Raw genomic sequence first — 17,602 nt, forward strand, 5'->3', positions numbered from 1 at the left:
TACCAGGGAGCATGAAAGCTTTGACATGGCAGGGAAAACGGAAGATCGAGTACTCCGACGTACCGGATCCGGTGATCCAGGAACCGACGGACGCCATCATCGAGATCACCTCGAGCGGGATCTGCGGATCGGACCTCCATCTGTACGAGGTGATGGGCCCGTATCTGGCGCCAGGTGACGTGCTGGGGCATGAGCCGATGGGCATCGTGGTCGAGACCGGCTCGGCGGTGCCGAACCTGACGGTCGGCGACCGGGTGGTCATTCCCTTCGGGATCGCCTGCGGTCGTTGCTTCATGTGCGATCGCGGGCTGCAGTCGCAGTGCGAGACCACCCAGGTTCGTGCGGAGGGGATGGGCGCGGCCCTCTTCGGCTACACGAGGCTCTACGGGCAGGTGCCGGGCGGACAAGCCGAGTACCTGCGGGTGCCGCAGGCGCAGTACGGGCCGATCGTGGTGCCCGCCGGCCCTGCTGACGATCGCTTCGTCTTCCTGTCCGACGTCTTGCCGACCGCTTGGCAGGCAGTCGAGTACGCCGGTGTGCCGGATGGCGGAACCTTGGCGGTCATCGGTCTCGGGCCGATCGGAGACATGGCGGCCAGAATCGGGCTGCACCACGGGTACCGCGTCATCGGGATCGATCTGGTGCCTGAGCGACTCAAGCGCGCCCAGGATCGCGGCGTCGAGACCCTCGAGTACTCCGACGAGGTCGCCGACCAGGTGCGTCAGCTCACCGACGGTCGTGGCGCGGACTCCGTGATTGATGCCGTCGGCATGGAAGCGCACGGATCGCCGAAGGCACAGGCCGCGCACAAACTCGTCGGACTCCTCCCGGACGGGATCGCCGAGAAGATGATGGAAACGGTCGGCGTCGACCGGCTCGCGGCGTTCTATCTCGCGATCGAGCTGGTCCGCCGCGGCGGCACGATCTCGTTGAGCGGCGTGTACGGCGGTGCCGCCGATCCGCTGCCGATGCTGACGATGTTCGACAAGCAGATCCAGCTCCGGATGGGGCAGGGCAACGTGCGCCGGTGGGTCGACGACATCCTGCCGCTGCTGACCGACGAGGACCCTCTGGGGGTCGACGGATTCGCGACTCATCGGGTCCCGCTGTCCGAAGGCCCGGCGGCGTACGAGATGTTCCAGAAGAAGCAGGACGGCGCTGTGAAGGTGTTGTTGACACCGTGACGCGAGTCGTTGTGGTCACCGGGGCCTCGAGCGGTATCGGACTCGCCACCGCGCGGGCGTTCGCTCGGCAAGGTGCTCGGCTGGTACTGGCCGGGCGCTCGGCGGACAGCCTCGAGGTTGCCGAAGGTCTCTGCACGTTCGACGGCGCCGACGTCCTGGTCGTGCCGACGGACGTGTCGCAGGCGGCCGAGGTCGATGCGTTGATGGAGGCCGCCGAGCGGCGCTTCGGTCGGGTCGACGTTGTCGTCCATGCCGCGGCCGTGATGGCGTACGGACGGTTCGAGGACGTCCCGAGTGACATCTTCGACCAAGTGATCAGCGTCAACGTCCGCGGTACGGCGAACGTCGGACGCTCGGCGCTGCACGGATTCCGGCGCCAAGGTGGGGGCACGTTGATCGTCGTCGGTTCGTTGCTCGGCCTGATCGCGGCCCCGTACCTGAGCTCGTACGTCGCCAGCAAGTGGGCGATCCACGGCTTGACCCGCACGTGGCAGATCGAGGTCAGATCCGATCCTGGCGTCGAGGTCGCGCTCGTCTGGCCGGGGTCGGTGAACACTCCCGCGTTCTCGCAGGCCGCGAACTACGCCGGCCGGATCGGGCGCCCGCCGCCTCCGGTCGACCCGCCGGAGAAGGTCGCTCGGCAGATCCTCCGGCTGGCCGACCGTCCCAGCCGTTCGGCGTCTGTCGGCGTGGCCAACGGCCTCACCCTGTTCGGGTTCCGCAACCTGCCTGCGTTCTTCGACGTCCTGGTGACTCCGCTGATGACGGCCGGAGCTCTGTCTCGCGACGAGATCGCCCCGCACCCGGGCAACGTCATGGTTCCCCGCCCGGTCGGCGACGCAGAGTACGGTCGCTGGGGACGGCATTGGCTGCGGGCCACAGCCGGCACAGCGGCGGCCGCCGTTCTGGTCGCCGCCGGCTGGAAGACCCTTCGCCGTTAGCGGGCGTGGAGGAGGGCGGCGCGGGCCGCGTTGGAACCGCACGCGCCGTGTACGCCTCCTCCCGGGTGAGCCGAGGACGAGGCGAGGTAGAGCGACTTGATGGCCGTCTCGGCCCGGCCGAGGCCGGGCATCGGGCGGAGGACGAGTTCTTGCCGTAGACCCGAGGTCCCGCCGTTGACAGCGCCGCCGACGAGGTTGGCGTTGCGCCGCTCCAGCTCCGGCGGCGTGAGGACCCGGCGGGCGATGATCCGGTCGGAGAAGCCCGGGGCGTATTCGTCGATCCGCGCTTCGATCCGTTCGGCCATCGCCGCAGTGTCCGCGGCATCCCAGTCACCGTTGATTCTGCCGCCGGCATCGCCGCGAATTCGCTGCGGTACGTGCGTGTAGGCCCAGGCCGACTCGGTGCCGGCCGGAGAGCGGCTCGGATCGGCCGTCGTCATCTGGCCCATCAACAGGAACGGCCGGTCGGGGATCCAGTCGGCGGCCAGCTGCCGGGACCACCGGCGCAGATCGTCGACCGAGTCGGCGAGGTGAGCTGTGCCGGGGTCCAGGTCAGGTGTGGCCCGCCACGGAATCGGCGCGCTGAGAGCCCAGTCGACCTTGACGGTGCCGGGGTCCCACCGGAAGAACCGCAACCGTTGCCGAACGTGCGCAGGCAGGTCCTGCCGGGGGATCAGGTGGCAGTAGAGAGCCGGTGCCGAGACATCGGCGAGAACCGCGCGGCCGGCGGAGTACTCCCGGCCGTCGGCCGTCCGTACGGCGACCGCCCGGCCGTCGCGGATGACGATCTGATCGACTCGGGCCTGGCAGACGATCGTGCCGCCGGCGGCCGTGAAGCGGTCGGCCAGTGCCTGTGACAGGCGTCCGGCGCCGCCGCGCGGGACGGGGTATCCGTACTGCTGGGCGATCATGACCAGCAGCCAGCCCAGCAGTCCCGATCCCGGGGCGGTCGGCGCGATGTCCGCGTGCTGCGAATTGGTTGCCAGCAGCAACTTGGCGGCCTCGCTCGCGAACCGTCTGTCGCCGACGGACCGCACCGGGCCGATCAGAAGCTGCAGCCGCTTCAGACCCCGTGGGCCCAACAGGTGGCGAAGCAGGTCGACGCCCGCCCGGACCGGAGGGAACGGGGTGAGCAGGGCCTCGGTGATCGCTGGGCCGACGCGTTCCCAGTCCGAGTACAGGTCCAGCCAGGCCTGGCCGTCGCCCGGGGCGTGTGCGTCCAAGGCCTGTGCGGTGTCGGCCGGCTCCGGGTGGACGAGGGCCCATCCACCGGTCCGTAGCGGGTTGCCGACCGGTGCGGGCGCGTTCGACCATTCCAGCCCGTAGTCGCCGAGATTCAGGCTCCTGATCGTGGGGGAGATCGCTGCGAGTGGATAGAACGAGCTGAAGGTGTCGTGCACGAACGAGCTCTCGACGTCGGTCGAACTGCGGACCGCGCCGCCGATCGCGTCGTTCGCCTCCAGCAGCACCACGTCCCAGCCGGCATCGGCCAGCAGGTTGGCTGCGACCAGTCCGTTGGGTCCGGCGCCGACGACGACCGCATCGCTCACGTGATCAACCTTCAGCTGGGTCGGGGAGCCTGGATCTGGCCCGGTACCCGGGCCCGAACCGCCCAACCTCTCGTACTCCACCCGTCGGAGCAGCCTCAGACCGATTCCGAACCGCAGTCCGGGGTACAGGTTTTGCTGTGACTGACGACAGACTCCTGGATGTGGCCCAGCGGATGGCCAAGACGCTTACTCCCGGCGACCTTGACCACACGTTGAGCCAGATCACGGCGGCCGCGGTCGAATCATTGCCCGACACCGACTACGCGAGCATCACGATCCTGCACAAGGACGGCCGGCTGGAGACCGCCGCTCCGACCGACGACTTCATCCTGGATCTCGACGCCGCACAGTACGAACTGCGCGAAGGTCCTTGTTACGAGGCCGCGGCGGACGAAGTTCATGTCGCGGCACCTGATCTGGCCCACGACGCGCGGTTCCCGCGGTACGCCGTGAGCGCCGTGTCCGCCGGCATCCACGCCCAGGCCGGGATCCGGCTCTTCGACGCTCCCAAGTCCCGTGGCGCCCTGAACCTGTACGCGCGGCAGGTCGGCGCCTTCGGCGATCTCGGCGCGCTCGGCGAACTGTTCCGGCACCAGGCAGCCACGGCGATCGACTATGCCCGGGAGATCCACAATCTGCAGGAAGCGATGCGCACCCGCGGCCGGATCGGCATGGCGGTCGGCATCGTGATGGAGCGCTACGGACTGCGAGACGACCGTGCGTTCGCCTTCCTGACCCGGCTGTCCCAGGACGGAAACGTGAAGCTGAGAGTCGTCGCCGAACGTCTCATCGCGGCCACTGGCCGATAGGCGACCGCAGCGGCATCGGGCAGGTTGGTTCGGTCTCGGCGTCGGCCAGGTCGTAGGCCACCAGTGGGCAGCGGCTGCAGACCAGGAGGCCGGTTTCGGCGTCAGTGACCAGGTCGTGACCGTGGGCCTCACCGGCGACCGGGCAGGACGTGCCCTCGATCTCGCGCCGGTCGGTGAAATGCGCGCCGCACCCGAGACAGACCGGGACGACGACGGCACGCCCCTGGGGGGTGACGCGTGACAGGTCGACTACTCGATGCCCGTTGATTTCATCGAAGAAGTCTGTCACGGCACCCTTTCCCCAGGGAGTGTGTGGACGTGCCTCCTCGGTGCCCAGCGCAAGCATTTCTACGCCTTCGGCCGGCAGTCAGGCCGGATCGTCCGCTGTGGGGACGTCGTCGCGGATGCGGAAGAGCCGGTGCAGCATCGTCAGCCTGATCGTCGACTCGAGCTGCGGCCGCAGCCGCGCGAGGCAGAGACTGCCGCCGGCACCGTCGGCCAGTTTGTGGAGCCGGACCAACGCTCCGAGGCCGCTCGAGTCGCAGAACCCCAGCTCCGCCAGGTCCAGAACCACCGGGTGCCCGGCCTCCACCAGCGGCTGGGTCACCTCCAGGAAGCCGGGCGTCGTGCCGAAGTCCAGCTCGCCGGAGACGCTGACCAGCGTGTCCGAACCGCGGTCCGACACCGTGACGGACAGCTGTTCGTCACTCACTGTAGGGGCCTCGCAGCTTGCGGGTGTCGATCAGTTCCTGCGCGACATCGCGCAGTTTGACGTTGTTCTGCTGTGAATAGCGCTTGAGGATCTCGAACGCGCGGCTCTCGTCGAGGTCGAAGCGCTCCATCAGGATGCCCATCGCCTGTCCGACCAGCTTGCGCGCGTCCACCGCCGCGGCCATCGTCTCGCCGTCGCGCGCCGACGCGACGGCGACCGAGGCGTGCCGGGCCAGGATGTGAGCGATCGCTTCGTCGTCGGCGGTGAACGCGTTCGGTTCGGTGTTGAACAGCGACAGCACCCCGATGAGTTGCTCATTGGCCCACATCGGCACGTGCAGGGCCGAGCCGACCCGGTTCTGCGTCAGCCGCGCCACCCAGGCCGGCCATCGCGTCTCGGCCTTCACCTCCGGGACGTGGACGACGATTCCTTCGCTGAGCGCGGTCAGCATCGGGCCTTCGCCGATGTCAGCCTGCAACTGGTAGATCTCGGTGACCAGGGGGTGGGTCACGGCGGCGATCTCCGGTCGGTCCCGCAGCGTGAGCACGACACCGGCGTAGGAGCATGCTTCCGCCTGAAGGGCGAACTGCACGACGGCCTCGACCGTCTCGTCCACGCCGCCCGCGTCGTGAAGTTCCACCGCGAGGCGGGCGAAGGCGTCCGCTCCGAACGTCACCTGGTGATCCATGGTCAACATGATGCCTTGCCATGCATCGGAACCCCGAGTGCGAGTAGGGCGGTATCGTCGTCGAGGCCGGGCCCGAAGCCGGCGAGTACGTCGGAGAGTGCCGAGACGAGTGCTTCCGGTGACGTCCCGGCGTACCGGGTGGCCAATATCTGCAAGGCATCCGGCCCGTAGAAGTCCCGCCCGCCGTTGACACGGGCCTCGGTCAGCCCATCGGTGTAGAGCAGCAGCATGTCGCCCGGACCGAGTGTGACGTCCGTCTGCGGAAACTGCGAGGACGGCAGGATGCCGATCAGCGTGCCGTCCGGACTGAAGAGGAACTCGGACCTGCCGTCGGCGCGAATCAGCAACGGTGGCGGGTGCCCGCCCGACGCGAACCGTACGGCGACCTGGCCCGTCTCGAGATCGCTGTGCAGAGTCCCGAAAACGGCCGTGCAGTAGCGCAGGTCGCCGCCGGCGTACCGCTCGTACAGGAGGGCGTTCAGAGTGCCCAGCGCAGCAGCTGGGTCATGCATCGCGGCGGCTCGCAGGGTGTAGCGCGCCACCGAGGTCACTGCGGCAGCAGCGGGACCCTTGCCGCACACATCGCCGAGGAAGAAGCCCCAGTGCTCGCCGTCGATGGCGAAAACGTCGTAGAAGTCGCCGCCGAGCTCATCAGGCGAGGCTGTGTGGTAATACGCCGCAGTCGCCGCTCCCGGCACATCCGGCATGGCCGCCGGCAGCAAAGACTGTTGGAGGACGGCCAGAGCGTCCTGCAGGCGGGCACGATCCTCCTCGGCCTGATGCCGTGCCAGCTCGGCTGCTTGACGCCCTCGCAGCAGTTCCTCTTCGTACGCGCGCCGGATGTGCGCGTCGAAGATCGTCGTACGGATCAGCATCGGCCGGCCCGTGTCGTCGTACTTGACGATCGACGAGACCAGGATGGGCATCCGGGCGCCGCCGGCCCGTTTGAGCTCGAGGGCGACCCCGCCGACCTCGCCCTGTAAGCGCAGCAGGGGAGCGAAGTGGGTCTCGTGGTAGAGCTTGCCGCCGACGGTCAGCAGGTCGGGGAACCGGAGTCGTCCCACCACCGCGTCCCGGGACAGGCCGAGCCAGTCGAGCAACGTGCTGTTGACCTTGATGATCGTGCCGTCCATCGACGTCGACAGCTGGCCGCAGGGCGCGGCGTCGTACGCCTCCTCGGCGGTGTCCGCCTCGGTCATCTCAGCTTCGCGAGGAAGTCCGTGATGGCCTCGTTGGTGGCGTCAGGCGCCGACAGGTGCGGGCAGTGACCGGTGGAGTCCAAGGTGACGAGAGTCGATCCCTGGACGGTGTCCCGCACATACGCGCCGACCTGGCGCGGTGCGATGGCGTCCTCGGCCGACTCGAGGATCAACGTCGGCACCCGGATCGTGGCCAGATCCGCGCGAGAGTCGGACAGGAACGTCGTCCGCGCGAACACGCGAGCCATCGCGGGATCGGTCGCGCAGAAGCTGTTCGTCAGCTCCTCGTTGAGCTCGGGCCGGTCCGGCGTACCCATGATGACCGGTGCCATCGCGGCGGACCACCCGAGGTAGTTCGACTCCAGCGAGCTCAGCAGCTCGTCGATGTCCTCGACGCTGAACCCGCCGTGGTAGTCACCGTCATCGACGTAGCAAGGGGAGGGGGCGACCATCACCAGCGCGCCGATCCGTTCCGGAGCCTTCTGCGCGGCCAGTACGCCGATCATCGCGCTGACCGAGTGCCCGACGAACACCGCGTCGGTCAGGTCGAGCGCGGCGCAGACCTCGAGCACATCCTCGGCATACCCGCCGAGCGAGGAGTAGCGCAGTTCGTCGAAGGCCGACAGATCGGACCGGCCCGAACCGACGTAGTCGAACAGCACCACTCGGTGATCAGCCGCCAACGCGGGAACTGTCAACCGCCACATGTTCTGGTCACATCCGAACCCGTGAGCCAGCACAACCGCCCGCCCGTCCGGGTTACCGGTGACGACGACGTTGTTCCTGCGCAGGATATCCACCCGGCCATCCTCGCAGCCATTGGCGAGGATCCGGCATCACCCGCTGGATTCGAGTAGCCCAAGCTGGTTTCCCGCCGGATCAGCACACGTCACGAGACGTTGCCGACCGCTCGCCACCACGATGGGATCGGTGGTGGTGATGCCCTTCGAGGTCAGCTCGTCGACGCGGGTGTCCAGATCGTCGATGAAGAAGTTGACCGTCGTACGGCCGGACTTGCCTGGATCGTGGAAGACCTGGACGATGCCCGCATCGCTCAGGTGCCACTCGGCCAGGGAGTCCATCGGGCGTTGGTCCGCCGGCCGCCCGAAGAACGACGTGTACCAGTCGCAGGCGTCATCGAACTCCGCAACCGGTATTACAGCCAGTACTGCGTTGATCGCCATGAGGTCCGGTGCCCGCGGTCGTGGCGGGGAAACCGCCACGACCTTGCGGTGTCCGGGTGTGGATCAGCTCTTGGCCTCGCGGCGTAGCTTCTGCTGCAGCTCGTCCTTGCTGAGGCCCGACGTGCCGGACACATCGGCGTTCTTGGCCTGCTGTTCCAGGTCGGCGCGGGTCATGTCGCCGGGCTGGTCGCCGAGGTGTTGCTTGCGGCTGGCGGCGAAGGCCTCGCCGAGTTGGCTGCGGCGCTGGTCCGACAGGCCGGAGCGCATCCCGGGCAGGACCTTGGTCTCCTCCTCCTCGACGTGGTGAGACACCGCGTCGACCAGGTTCTGGAGCGCCTTGTCGAACTCGGGGGAGGTGGGATCGGTCTTGGCGAGCTTGGCCAGCAGCTGGTCGGCCTCGATGTGCTCCTGCTGGCTGTGTGAGACCTCCTCCTTCTCGCCGGCCTCCGCAGCGGCGACAGGGTAGACCTCTGCCTCCTCCGCGCGGCTGTGCGCGGTGAGCAGGGTGGTGAGGACCGGTAGCAGGTTCGGGCGCTTGTCCGGGTTCTGTTTCAGCTCGTCGAAGAGCCGTTCTACCTCGCGGTGGTCCTGCATGATCAGATCGACCACATCGGCGGGCATCTTTGCTGTCCTCTCGTACGGTTAGGTGCCGCGCCCGGTACCCGCTCTCATGCCCTGCTGCACCACCTCGGCGGCGATGTTGCGCTGCATGCCGCCGAAGACGAGGCCGTGGAAGGGCTTGATCGCCCACCAGTACAGGTGGCCGGGCAGGCCGTGCGGGTGGAACAGCGCACGTTGACGGAAGACGGTCCGGCCGGCGTCGTCGTGGTCGACGACGAGTTCGAGCCAGGCGAGGCCGGGGAGGCGCATCTCGGCGCGAAGCCGGAGCAATCTCTGGTCCTCGATCTCCTCGACCCGCCACCAGTCGAGCGGATCGCCGACGGACAGGTCGCGTGGGTTGCGCCGGCCGCGGCGCAGACCTGGGCCGCCGAACAGACGGTCCAGCAGGCCGCGCGCCCACCATCCGAGCCGCCAGGAGTACCAGCCGTTGCCGCCGCCGATGCCCTCGATCACGCTCCACAGCCGTTCAGGGCTCGCAGGTACGACGCTTTCGCGCTCGTCGACGTACAAGGATCCGCCGGACCAGTCCGGGTCGCTCGGCAGCGGATCGCTCGGGGCACCGGGCGTTGCCGCGGAGGCCCACGTGGTTGTCACGTCCAGGTCCCGGACCCGCTTGAGCGCGAGTTCCACGGCCCGATCGAAGCCTGTCAGTCCCATCTCCGGATCGGGGACGTACTTGGCGATGTCGTGCTCCTTGCAGACGACCTCGTGGACCAGGCTGTCGACCAGCGGCCTGGCGATACTGCTCGGCACGGGGGTGACCAGGCCGACCCAATGACTCGACAGCGACGGCGTGAGCAGCGGCAGCAGGACGATCCGCCGTTGGTTGAGCTGGGCGACCTTGGCGTAGCGCTGCATCATGTCGCGGTAGGTGAGGACGTCGGGTCCGCCGATGTCGAAGCCGCGGTTCACGTCGGCCGGCATCGACGCGCTGCCGACCAAGTAGTGCAGGACGTCGCGCACGGCGATCGGCTGGATCCGGGTGCTGAGCCAGCGCGGGGTCACCATCACCGGTAGTCGGTCGGTCAGGTGCCGGAGCATCTCGAACGACGCCGAGCCGGAACCGAGAATCACGGCCGCGCGCAGAACGGTGACTGGTACGCCGGACGCCAGCAGGATCTCGCCGACCTCGCGCCGGGAGTCCAGGTGCGGTGAGAGTTCCTCGTCGTCGGGGTAGAGGCCGCCGAGATAGACGATCCGCCGTACGCCGGCTTCCCGGGCAGCCGTTCCGAACGTCAACGCGTTGTGCCGGTCGCGTGCCGCGAACCGCCGGCCGGTGCCCAGGGAGTGGATCAGGTAGTAGGCGACGTCGACGCCGTCCATCGCCGCCCGCAGCTGCCGCGCGTCCCCGGCATCCGCCTCGACGACCTCGACGTCGTCGTACCAGGCCCGATCGTGGAGCCGGCGTGGGTTCCGTGCCATCGCGCGGACCCGGAACCCCGCCTCGAGCAACTCCGGCACCAGCCGCCCACCGATATACCCCGTGACCCCGGTAACAAGCGCAAGCCCCTGATCCATACCTCCCTGTGCCCGAATCCTGCCGATCTCAGCCGACCGAGGGGCCCAGTCCCAGGGACTGTGGGGTGCTGGAGTCGGGGGAGGGTTGGTGGAGGCCTTCGTCGAGGGGGCCGAACTCGGTCATCAGGGCGGCGCTTCCGCCCCACGGGGTCTGCTCCTCGGCGACCAGCGTGTTGGTGGTGAGCAGCAGGCCGGCGACCGATGCGCCGTTCTGCAGGGCTGATCTGGCCACCCGGAGCGGATCGACGATGCCCATCTCGAGCATGTTCCCGTACCGGCCTTCGAGTGCGTCGAACCCGTCGTCCGGACCGAGCTGTCCGATCCGCTCGAGTACCTCCTCGCCGGAGTAGCCGGCATTCGCCGCGATCAGGTACGCCGGTTCGCGCAAGGCCCGCCGGACGATGTCCACGCCGGTCGCATAGTCGTCCTTGACCTCGAGGTCGTCGAGTGCCGACGCGGCGTGCAGGATCGCCACCCCGCCACCGGCCACGATGCCCTCCGCCATCGCCGCCCGGGTGGCCGAGAGCGCGTCCTCGACACGGTGCTGGAGCTCCTTCAACTCCGCCGGGGTCGGTGCCCCGACCTGGATCACCGCGACCTTGCCGGACAGCGCACCGATCCGCTCGGTCAGCACGTCCTCGTCGATCCCGAACGTGGCCCGCTCCAGCTCGGCCCGGAGCTGGGTGACCCGGAAGGCGACATCCTCCTCATGACCGGCGGAGGCGATGATCGCGGTGCGGTCGGCCGTGACGCGCACCTGGTCGGCCCGGCCGAGCTGGCTGAGCTCCATCGTCTCCAGCGTGAAGCCCGAGTGCCGGCTGAGCACCGCGCCACCTGTGATCGCGGCGATGTCCTCCAGTTTGTGCAGCCGCCGGTCACCGAATCCCGGTGCCTTGATGCCGACGCACTGGATGTGGCCGTTGACGTGGTTGTGCACGAGCATGCTGAGCGCGGTGCCTTCGAGGCCCTCGGCGATGATCACCAGCGGCTTCGGATCGCGCATCATCTTGTCCAGCAGCGGCATCAGTTCCTGCACCTTGGTGATCTTGTCGCTGCAGAGCAGGATGTACGGGTCGTCGAGGACCGCCTGCAGACTGCCCGGATCGGTCACCATGTACGGCGACAGGTAGCCGTTGTCGAACTCGAAACCCTCGACGAAGTCCACCCGCATCCCGTGCGTGGTCGACTCCTCGACCGTCACGATGCCGCCGTCGCCGACCGAGTGCAGGGCCCGGGCGATCACCGCGCCGACCATGTCGTCGTCGTTGGCCGAGATCGCCGCCACCCGGGCCAGGTCGCGCTCGCTGACGACCGGGTGCGCGACCTGGCGCAGCCGCTCGACCAGCCGCGCGACCGCGACGTCGATACCACGCTTCACCAGCACCGGGTTGCCGCCGGAGCCGATCGCCCGCATACCCTCGCGGACGATGGCGTGCGCCAGCACCGTCGCGGTGGTGGTGCCGTCACCGACGATGTCGTTGGTCTTGATCGCCGCTTCCTTGACCAGTTGCGCGCCCATGTTCTCGAACTGGTTCTTGAGGTGGATCTCCCGGGCGATGGTGACGCCGTCGTTGGTGACCACCGGGGAGCCGGTGATCTTCTCCAGGATCACGTTGCGGCCCTTCGGGCCGAGTGTCGACTTCACCGCCTCCGCCAGTTGGTCCACCCCGGACAGCATCAACTCGCGCGCCTGCTCACCGAATCGCAGTTCCTTGGCCATCGGTCCCTCCTCCTTGACTGCCCGGTCAGGGCGAACGGTGTGTTAGAACGGTGCGCTACGGAACGAGGATCGCGCGGCCCCGCACCCGGCCGGCGTCGAGATCCGCGACCGCCTCGGCGGCGGCCTCCAGCGGGTAGGTCCTGGTGTGCAGGGTGACCTTCCCGGCCTGCGCCAGTGCCATCAGCTCGGCCAGTTCGTTGTACGTGCCGACGATGTTGCCGATGATGTTGCGCTCGGTGGAGATGATGTCCAGGGTCGGGACCTGCAGCTGGCCGCCGTACCCGATCACGAAGTACGAACCGGCCGGCGCGGTCATCGCGAAACCGTCGGCCTCGGCGCCCTGCTCGGCGACGAAGTCGAGGACGACGGTCGCACCGGTGCCGCCGGTCAGGTCCTGGACCGCGCTCACGTGGTTGCCGTCAGCAACGACTGTGTGGTCGGCGCCGAGCTGTTCGGCGAGCTTCAGTGCGTCGGGGTTGCGGTCGACGACGATGATCGTGGTGGCGGTCAGCGCGGCCAGGCACTGGATGCCGATGTGGCCGAGCCCGCCGGCGCCGATCAGTACGCAGGTCGTCCCCGGGTACAGCAGCGGGATCGCCTTGCGGACCGCATGGTAGGCGGTGATACCGGCGTCGGCCAGTGCCGCGACGTCCTTGGGCTGTGTCGACGGGTCGAGTTTCACGCACGCCCGTGCGGAGGTGAGCAGGTAGTCGGCCATCCCGCCGTCGCTGTCCAGGCCGGGGAAGGTGCTGAGCGCGCAGTGCATGTCATTGCCGGCCCGGCAGGCCTGGCAGAGCCCGCAGGTGGGGGTCGGGTGCAGGATCACGGTGTCGCCGACCTGCACGTTGGTGACGGCGGAGCCGATCTCGTGCACCCAGCCGGCGTTCTCGTGGCCGATCGTGTAGGGCAGCGTCGGATGCATCGCCTCGGCCCACTGACCCTCGATGATGTGCAGGTCGGTGCGGCAGACCCCGGCGCCGCCGATCTTGACGACGACGTCCAGCGGGCCCTCGACGCTCGGCTCCGGGACCTCCTCGACCATGGGTTGCTGGTGGTATCCGTGCAGTCGAACGGCCTTCATTCCTCGTCCTCCTCCTCACCCGCACCGGTCGTTGCGTATCGGTGTCGCAGCATGCCCCGGCAGATGCCCGTGTTGGCCTCGATACCGACCCGGGTGAGCCGCGCTTTGCCCAGGTGCAGCGACACCGCGGCACCGGTGATCGGTTCACCGGTGCCAGGGTCGACGAGCAGGGGAGCGGCAGGGTCGGCCCGCAGGCCGAGCTCAGCCCGCCGTCGGCACAGCCTCTCCAGCTGTGCCGACGGTGGCATGTCGCCGAGCGTCATCGTCGTCAGCGCCGCCGGGTCGAGTCCGGCGGCCAGCAAAGGACGGCAGACCTGATCGGTGCCGGCCAGCACCGCCTTCGCCACGAACGTACGGCGCAGCTCGTCCAGCTCGCCGACGGCTTCACCGGCGAACGACACCGCGAATCCCGCCCGCGCCGCGACACCGGCGTTGATCGCCGCCGACGCGAAATGGTCCTCCAGCGCGACGTCGGCACTGCGCACCTCGGGCAGCGCCGACACGACGTCGTACGCGTCGGCGACCATCAGGAACGCGAAGTTGGGCGCGCAGAAGTACGTCGGCAACCGGAGCCGCACCACCACGTCACCGGCGGCCGACACGACGCACGTCGACACGAACCCGAGCGACGTGATGGGCTCGTCGAGCTCCGGGTCCCGCACCGCGTCGAGCGCGGTGAGGACCCGGGACCGCTCCGCGACCGCGGCCGTCATTACTGGGTGACCAGCTTCGCGTCGTCCTGCGCGGCCGGTGTGCCGTGGTCGAGCTGCAGCTCGTCGGGCACCTTGATGTCGTAGAGCTTCGCCGCGTTCAGCCCGAGGATCTTCTTCTTGCCCGCGGTGCCGAGCCGCGGGTAGTCGGAGAACTCGTCGCCGGGCGGGAAGTCCCAGTCGACGAAGCCCTCCACCTGCCACTTCGGCTCCCAGATGCCGTAGTCGCTGCCGAAGGTCATCTTGTCCTCGCCGACCCAGAACAGCAGCTCGCCCATCACCTTGGCGAAGAACCGCGGCCGGGCGTGCATCAGACCGCCGATGACGACCGCGAGGCCGGCGTACACGTTCGGCTCCTGGGTCGCCATGAAGCAGAAGTCCTCGATCCGCGGCAGTCCGACGTGCTCGACGATGAAGTTGAGCTCGGGGAAGTCCGTCGCCGCGTGGTCGACGTCCGACACGTCGAACGCGTCCTTGTCCAGCGGCCAGATCGTGGGGCCCTTGTGGACGTGGATGTTCTTGATGCCGAGCTCCTGCGCCTTCTCCAGGTAGCGGTACGCCGCGGTGTCGGTGAGCTTGTAGCCGCGCGACCCGGCGTTCCACTCGGCGGTGTACAACTTCACACCGCGCGAGCCGTACCGGTCGACGTTGCGCTTCAGCTCCTCCAGCCCGGCGTCGCCGTCGCGCGGGTCGAACCGGGTGTTGTGGACGAACATGCCCGCGTGCTTCTCACCCAGCGCGGCGTTCCGTTCGGTGGTGTTGAAGCCCTCCTTGTACCACTCCTTCAGATACGTCGGCTGGAAGATCGCGACGTCCACGTAGCCGTCCTCGAAGACGTCCTTCATCAGGTCGTCCTCGGAGTACTTCATGAACTTCTCGATCGGCCAGTGGGTCTCCTGCGGTGCGAGACCCATGTACGCGTGGAAGCACTCGATCCAGCCCTTCGCGTACTGCTCCTGGCCCGGCACCCAGTTGTCGGGTGAGGCATCCCAGAAGTGCATGTGGCTGTCGACCACGAAGTACTTCTCGCCATTCTTCTCGTACACGACGCCCCCTTACTTGGTTGCAGACAGGTCGAACCCCAGATACTCGGCCGCATCCTCGGGATTGGCGACCAGGATGGTCCGGTCGTCGGTGTGGATCATGCGCCCGTAGTGCGTGGACATGTTCTCCTCGAACTCGGCCTGGTCGAAGTACCCGGGCTCCTCGCCCAGGGCCTCGGAGATCTCGTCGTAGACGACCTCCATCTTGCCGACCGCGTCGACCCTGATCATCGACGGCAGCGGCGTCAGGGTGACGTTGTCCCGCTGGCCCATCACCTCGGCGACCACCTCCCCGACCTGGTTGTTCATCAGGGTGAATCCGCACCGGTTGGACGCGGTGCTGTCGGACTTGAAGGGACTCTCTGCGGTCGTGAAGGTGGTGCTCACTGTGTCAGCTCCTTCGGCTCCTCGAGGCCTAGTCCGACGACGATGCCGCTGAAGCGGCTCTTCGCCCGGTCCAGCCCGTCTTCGAATCGTGGCGGCTTGCTGTCCGGCTGCGACCAGAGCGGCTGCATCGTCCGGGCCGCCGCGATCGCACGCGTCGTCCAGTCGGACAGCCAGCCCTGCAGGATCGCCTTGTTGTGGTCGGCGAACTCCTTGTCGGCGGTCAGCAGCTCGAACATCGCCTTGGTGTACCGCAGGTCGCGCTCGGCGTAGTCGTACTCCGCCGCTCCGATCACCGTCGGCGTCACGAAGTCGCCGTTGCCGGGGGAGGCCTGCTGGACCAGATGGCTGCGGAACAACTCGCCGACGAGCGGTTCGAAGACGACATTCGCGGCGAAGATCGCCTCGCACCAGTCGTCGATCGCGGTGAGCCGCTCGGCCAGGTCACGCACACCCTGCCAGGCCGGGTCGGAGTTCCAGGTCTCCAGGTGGGCCGTGCCGTCGAAGCCCTCGAGCTCCTCGCTCAGCGTCAGGTTGTACAGCGCGAGGTCCTGCGCCGCGCGGATCCGGTGCATGCTGTTCACCGAGATCGCGTTGTTGTGCATGTTGGTCGGAGCCCGCCGGTTCGCGTTCGCGAACAGGTAGAGACCCAGGCCGTGGTCCACGTGCATCCAGGCGCCGATGTGCTGCTCGATGAACCGGATCCAGTTGCGGTTCCACTGCTCGAAGGCCTTCGACTGCTTGGCCGCCTCGATGTTCTGGGTGACCTGCCGGACGACGTTGGAGTTGTACCGGTACAGCGTCATCTCCCATTCTTCGTTCGGGTCCCGGAACTCGTGCCAGCCGGTCGCCGGCCAGTCGTAGCCCTTGCCGCCCGTACCGGGACCGCGCTCCGGCTCCGGCCGGTCCGAACCCCAGGCCTTCAGCACGGTCCAGTCCAGCGGGTAGCCACCGCGGCCGTCGGAGAACCCGTACAGCCAGCCCTGGCTGAGGTAGTGCCGTGGATCCGGCTGCACCTCGACGGTGACGTCCTCGTAGTGGCTCTGCTTGCGCTTCTGCGGCGTGTAGTAGTTGAACCGGCGCAACGTCGAGTCCGGGAACACCTTGGCGCCGGCCTCGGCGTCGGTGAACGCCGGCTGCGGCACGCTCCGTGCCTGTGGGGAGTCCTGTGTGGTCGTCATCTGGTCTCTGCCTCCAGCACCTTCGGATCACCGGCGTCACCGGTGGTGGTGAACTTGTCGTAGAAGATTCGCTTCTGCGCCACGCCCAGCCGTTCCAGCAGGGGTAGCGCGGCCTCGACCATCGGCGGCGGGCCGCACACGTACGCGTCGGCACCGGCGAGGTCGTCTTCATGCCGGCCGACGACGTCGGTGATCAGACCGACCTCGCCGTCCCATTCGTCGTCGTCGGCCGGCTCGGACAGAGCCGGCACATAGCGGAAGTTCGGCAAGGTGGCGGCCAGCGCCCGGAGTTCCTCGTCGAAGCACAGGTCCCGCTTGGTGCGAGCCCCGTAGTAGTAGGTCGCCGGCCGGTCGATGGCACGCTCGGCCATCGACCGCAGCAGCGCCAGGATCGGCGCCATCCCGGCCCCGCCGCCGAGGAACACCAGCCGGGCGTTCGGGCTGTCCCGCAACGTGAAGACACCGAACGGGCCGGTCAGATTCAGCCGGTCACCGGGCGACAGCTGTTCGTCCAGGTACGACGAGAACAACCCGCCCGGGTAGATCTTGATCACGAACTCCAGCAGCCCGCCGTCGCGGCTGGACGTGTTCGCCATCGAGAACGACCGGGTCGCCTCGGATCCCGGTACGGCGATGTCGACGTACTGGCCCGGGAAGTACTTCAGCTCACCCGGCTCCAGCAGCCGCAGCACCAGCCGCCGCATGTCGTGGGTGACCGCCTCGTTCGCGACCACCTCGGCGACGGCCTCCTGGATCGGCAGCCCCGAACGGATCATGTCCTCGTCGTAGTTGAGCAGCTCGATCGTCAGGTCCTCGTACGGATGCGCCCGGCAGAGCAGGGTGTAGCCCTCGTCCAGCTCGTACTCCGGCAGCGCGAACGTCGAGTACCGGTCGAGCTCGATGTCGTCACCGTCGAGCACGAACGACTTGCAGGACGAGCACTGGCCCTCCTTGCAGCCGTGCATCAGCATCACGCCCTGCTCGGCCGCGGCCCGCAGGATCGTCTGCTCCTCGTCGACCTCGATCTCGATGCCGACGGGTTCGAACCTCACGACGTGCTTGTCGCCCATGGATCCT

General features: G+C 68.1%; 19 protein-coding genes. 3 read left to right on the forward strand and 16 right to left on the reverse strand.

Translation table 11 applies throughout. The features are described from left to right. Window positions 1–11: 11 nt before the first annotated feature. Window positions 12–1,184, forward strand: coding sequence for an alcohol dehydrogenase catalytic domain-containing protein (locus ACGFIF_RS28405; RefSeq protein WP_393158621.1), 1,173 nt, complete (start codon window positions 12–14; stop codon window positions 1,182–1,184). Next, entirely contained in the window at window positions 1,181–2,125 is a 945-nt protein-coding gene (locus tag ACGFIF_RS28410; RefSeq protein WP_393158623.1) for an SDR family NAD(P)-dependent oxidoreductase, read from the forward strand. The genes ACGFIF_RS28405 and ACGFIF_RS28410 overlap by 4 nt, the downstream gene beginning before the upstream one ends. Here the strand turns inward: ACGFIF_RS28410 and ACGFIF_RS28415 are convergent. Then, window positions 2,122–3,675, reverse strand: coding sequence for a phytoene desaturase family protein (locus tag ACGFIF_RS28415; RefSeq protein ID WP_393158625.1), 1,554 nt, complete (start codon window positions 3,673–3,675; stop codon window positions 2,122–2,124). The genes ACGFIF_RS28410 and ACGFIF_RS28415 overlap by 4 nt on opposite strands. 137 nt (window positions 3,676–3,812) lie before the next feature. On the opposite strand from ACGFIF_RS28415, the gene ACGFIF_RS28420 reads away from it, so the two are divergent. Beyond that, window positions 3,813–4,484, forward strand: a complete 672-nt coding sequence (locus tag ACGFIF_RS28420) for a GAF and ANTAR domain-containing protein (RefSeq protein ID WP_393158627.1) — start codon at window positions 3,813–3,815, stop codon at window positions 4,482–4,484. Here ACGFIF_RS28420 and ACGFIF_RS28425 read toward each other — a convergent pair. The 15 genes from ACGFIF_RS28425 to ACGFIF_RS28495 all read right to left on the reverse strand — a co-directional run bounded on the left by ACGFIF_RS28425 (window position 4,462) and on the right by ACGFIF_RS28495 (window position 17,595). Beyond that, on the reverse strand, window positions 4,462–4,773 hold the full coding sequence (locus ACGFIF_RS28425) for a hypothetical protein (protein WP_393158628.1): 312 nt from the start codon (window positions 4,771–4,773) through the stop codon (window positions 4,462–4,464). The two genes, ACGFIF_RS28420 and ACGFIF_RS28425, sit on opposite strands and share 23 nt — an antisense overlap. A gap of 78 nt (window positions 4,774–4,851) precedes the next feature. After that, window positions 4,852–5,196 carry an STAS domain-containing protein gene (locus ACGFIF_RS28430; RefSeq protein ID WP_393158629.1) on the reverse strand — a complete coding sequence of 115 codons (345 nt, stop codon included), beginning with the start codon at window positions 5,194–5,196 and terminating at the stop codon, window positions 4,852–4,854. After that, entirely contained in the window at window positions 5,189–5,893 is a 705-nt protein-coding gene (locus ACGFIF_RS28435; protein WP_393158630.1) for a GAF and ANTAR domain-containing protein, read from the reverse strand. Before ACGFIF_RS28435 ends, ACGFIF_RS28430 begins: the two co-directional genes overlap by 8 nt. After that, the gene (locus ACGFIF_RS28440) at window positions 5,887–7,083 is read right to left on the reverse strand and encodes a PP2C family protein-serine/threonine phosphatase (protein WP_393158632.1); all 1,197 of its coding nucleotides are present in this window, start codon (window positions 7,081–7,083) and stop codon (window positions 5,887–5,889) included. Before ACGFIF_RS28440 ends, ACGFIF_RS28435 begins: the two co-directional genes overlap by 7 nt. Beyond that, complete coding sequence (locus ACGFIF_RS28445) at window positions 7,080–7,883, reverse strand: alpha/beta fold hydrolase (RefSeq protein ID WP_393158633.1); 804 nt, start codon at window positions 7,881–7,883, stop codon at window positions 7,080–7,082. The genes ACGFIF_RS28440 and ACGFIF_RS28445 overlap by 4 nt, the downstream gene beginning before the upstream one ends. Window positions 7,884–7,919: 36 nt before the next feature. Further along, on the reverse strand, window positions 7,920–8,267 hold the full coding sequence (locus tag ACGFIF_RS28450) for a VOC family protein (RefSeq protein WP_393158635.1): 348 nt from the start codon (window positions 8,265–8,267) through the stop codon (window positions 7,920–7,922). Between the two features lie 63 nt (window positions 8,268–8,330). Continuing rightward, complete coding sequence (locus tag ACGFIF_RS28455; RefSeq protein WP_393158636.1) at window positions 8,331–8,888, reverse strand: hemerythrin domain-containing protein; 558 nt, start codon at window positions 8,886–8,888, stop codon at window positions 8,331–8,333. 21 nt (window positions 8,889–8,909) lie between these two features. Continuing rightward, a complete protein-coding gene (locus ACGFIF_RS28460) occupies window positions 8,910–10,406 on the reverse strand; it encodes an SDR family oxidoreductase (protein WP_393158637.1) in 1,497 nt (498 codons plus the stop codon). A gap of 28 nt (window positions 10,407–10,434) precedes the next feature. Beyond that, window positions 10,435–12,126, reverse strand: coding sequence for a chaperonin GroEL (groL, locus tag ACGFIF_RS28465; protein ID WP_393158638.1), 1,692 nt, complete (start codon window positions 12,124–12,126; stop codon window positions 10,435–10,437). Window positions 12,127–12,181: 55 nt separating this feature from the next. After that, window positions 12,182–13,207 (reverse strand): NAD(P)-dependent alcohol dehydrogenase, encoded by a 1,026-nt coding sequence (locus ACGFIF_RS28470; protein WP_393158640.1) that lies wholly within the window; start codon window positions 13,205–13,207, stop codon window positions 12,182–12,184. After that, window positions 13,204–13,920 (reverse strand): iron-sulfur cluster assembly protein, encoded by a 717-nt coding sequence (locus ACGFIF_RS28475; protein ID WP_393158642.1) that lies wholly within the window; start codon window positions 13,918–13,920, stop codon window positions 13,204–13,206. Before ACGFIF_RS28475 ends, ACGFIF_RS28470 begins: the two co-directional genes overlap by 4 nt. Further along, window positions 13,920–14,963, reverse strand: a complete 1,044-nt coding sequence (locus ACGFIF_RS28480) for an amidohydrolase family protein (RefSeq protein WP_393158644.1) — start codon at window positions 14,961–14,963, stop codon at window positions 13,920–13,922. Before ACGFIF_RS28480 ends, ACGFIF_RS28475 begins: the two co-directional genes overlap by 1 nt. Window positions 14,964–14,972: 9 nt before the next feature. Then, entirely contained in the window at window positions 14,973–15,347 is a 375-nt protein-coding gene (gene mimD, locus ACGFIF_RS28485) for a propane 2-monooxygenase effector subunit MimD (RefSeq protein WP_393158646.1), read from the reverse strand. Further along, the gene (locus ACGFIF_RS28490; RefSeq protein ID WP_393158647.1) at window positions 15,344–16,525 is read right to left on the reverse strand and encodes a hypothetical protein; all 1,182 of its coding nucleotides are present in this window, start codon (window positions 16,523–16,525) and stop codon (window positions 15,344–15,346) included. The genes mimD and ACGFIF_RS28490 overlap by 4 nt, the downstream gene beginning before the upstream one ends. Then, window positions 16,522–17,595 carry an NADH:ubiquinone reductase (Na(+)-transporting) subunit F gene (locus tag ACGFIF_RS28495; protein ID WP_393158648.1) on the reverse strand — a complete coding sequence of 358 codons (1,074 nt, stop codon included), beginning with the start codon at window positions 17,593–17,595 and terminating at the stop codon, window positions 16,522–16,524. Before ACGFIF_RS28495 ends, ACGFIF_RS28490 begins: the two co-directional genes overlap by 4 nt. Window positions 17,596–17,602: the final 7 nt, after the last annotated feature.

This window comes from Kribbella sp. NPDC049174 (genome assembly GCF_043197365.1).
Lineage (GTDB): Bacteria > Actinomycetota > Actinomycetes > Propionibacteriales > Kribbellaceae > Kribbella.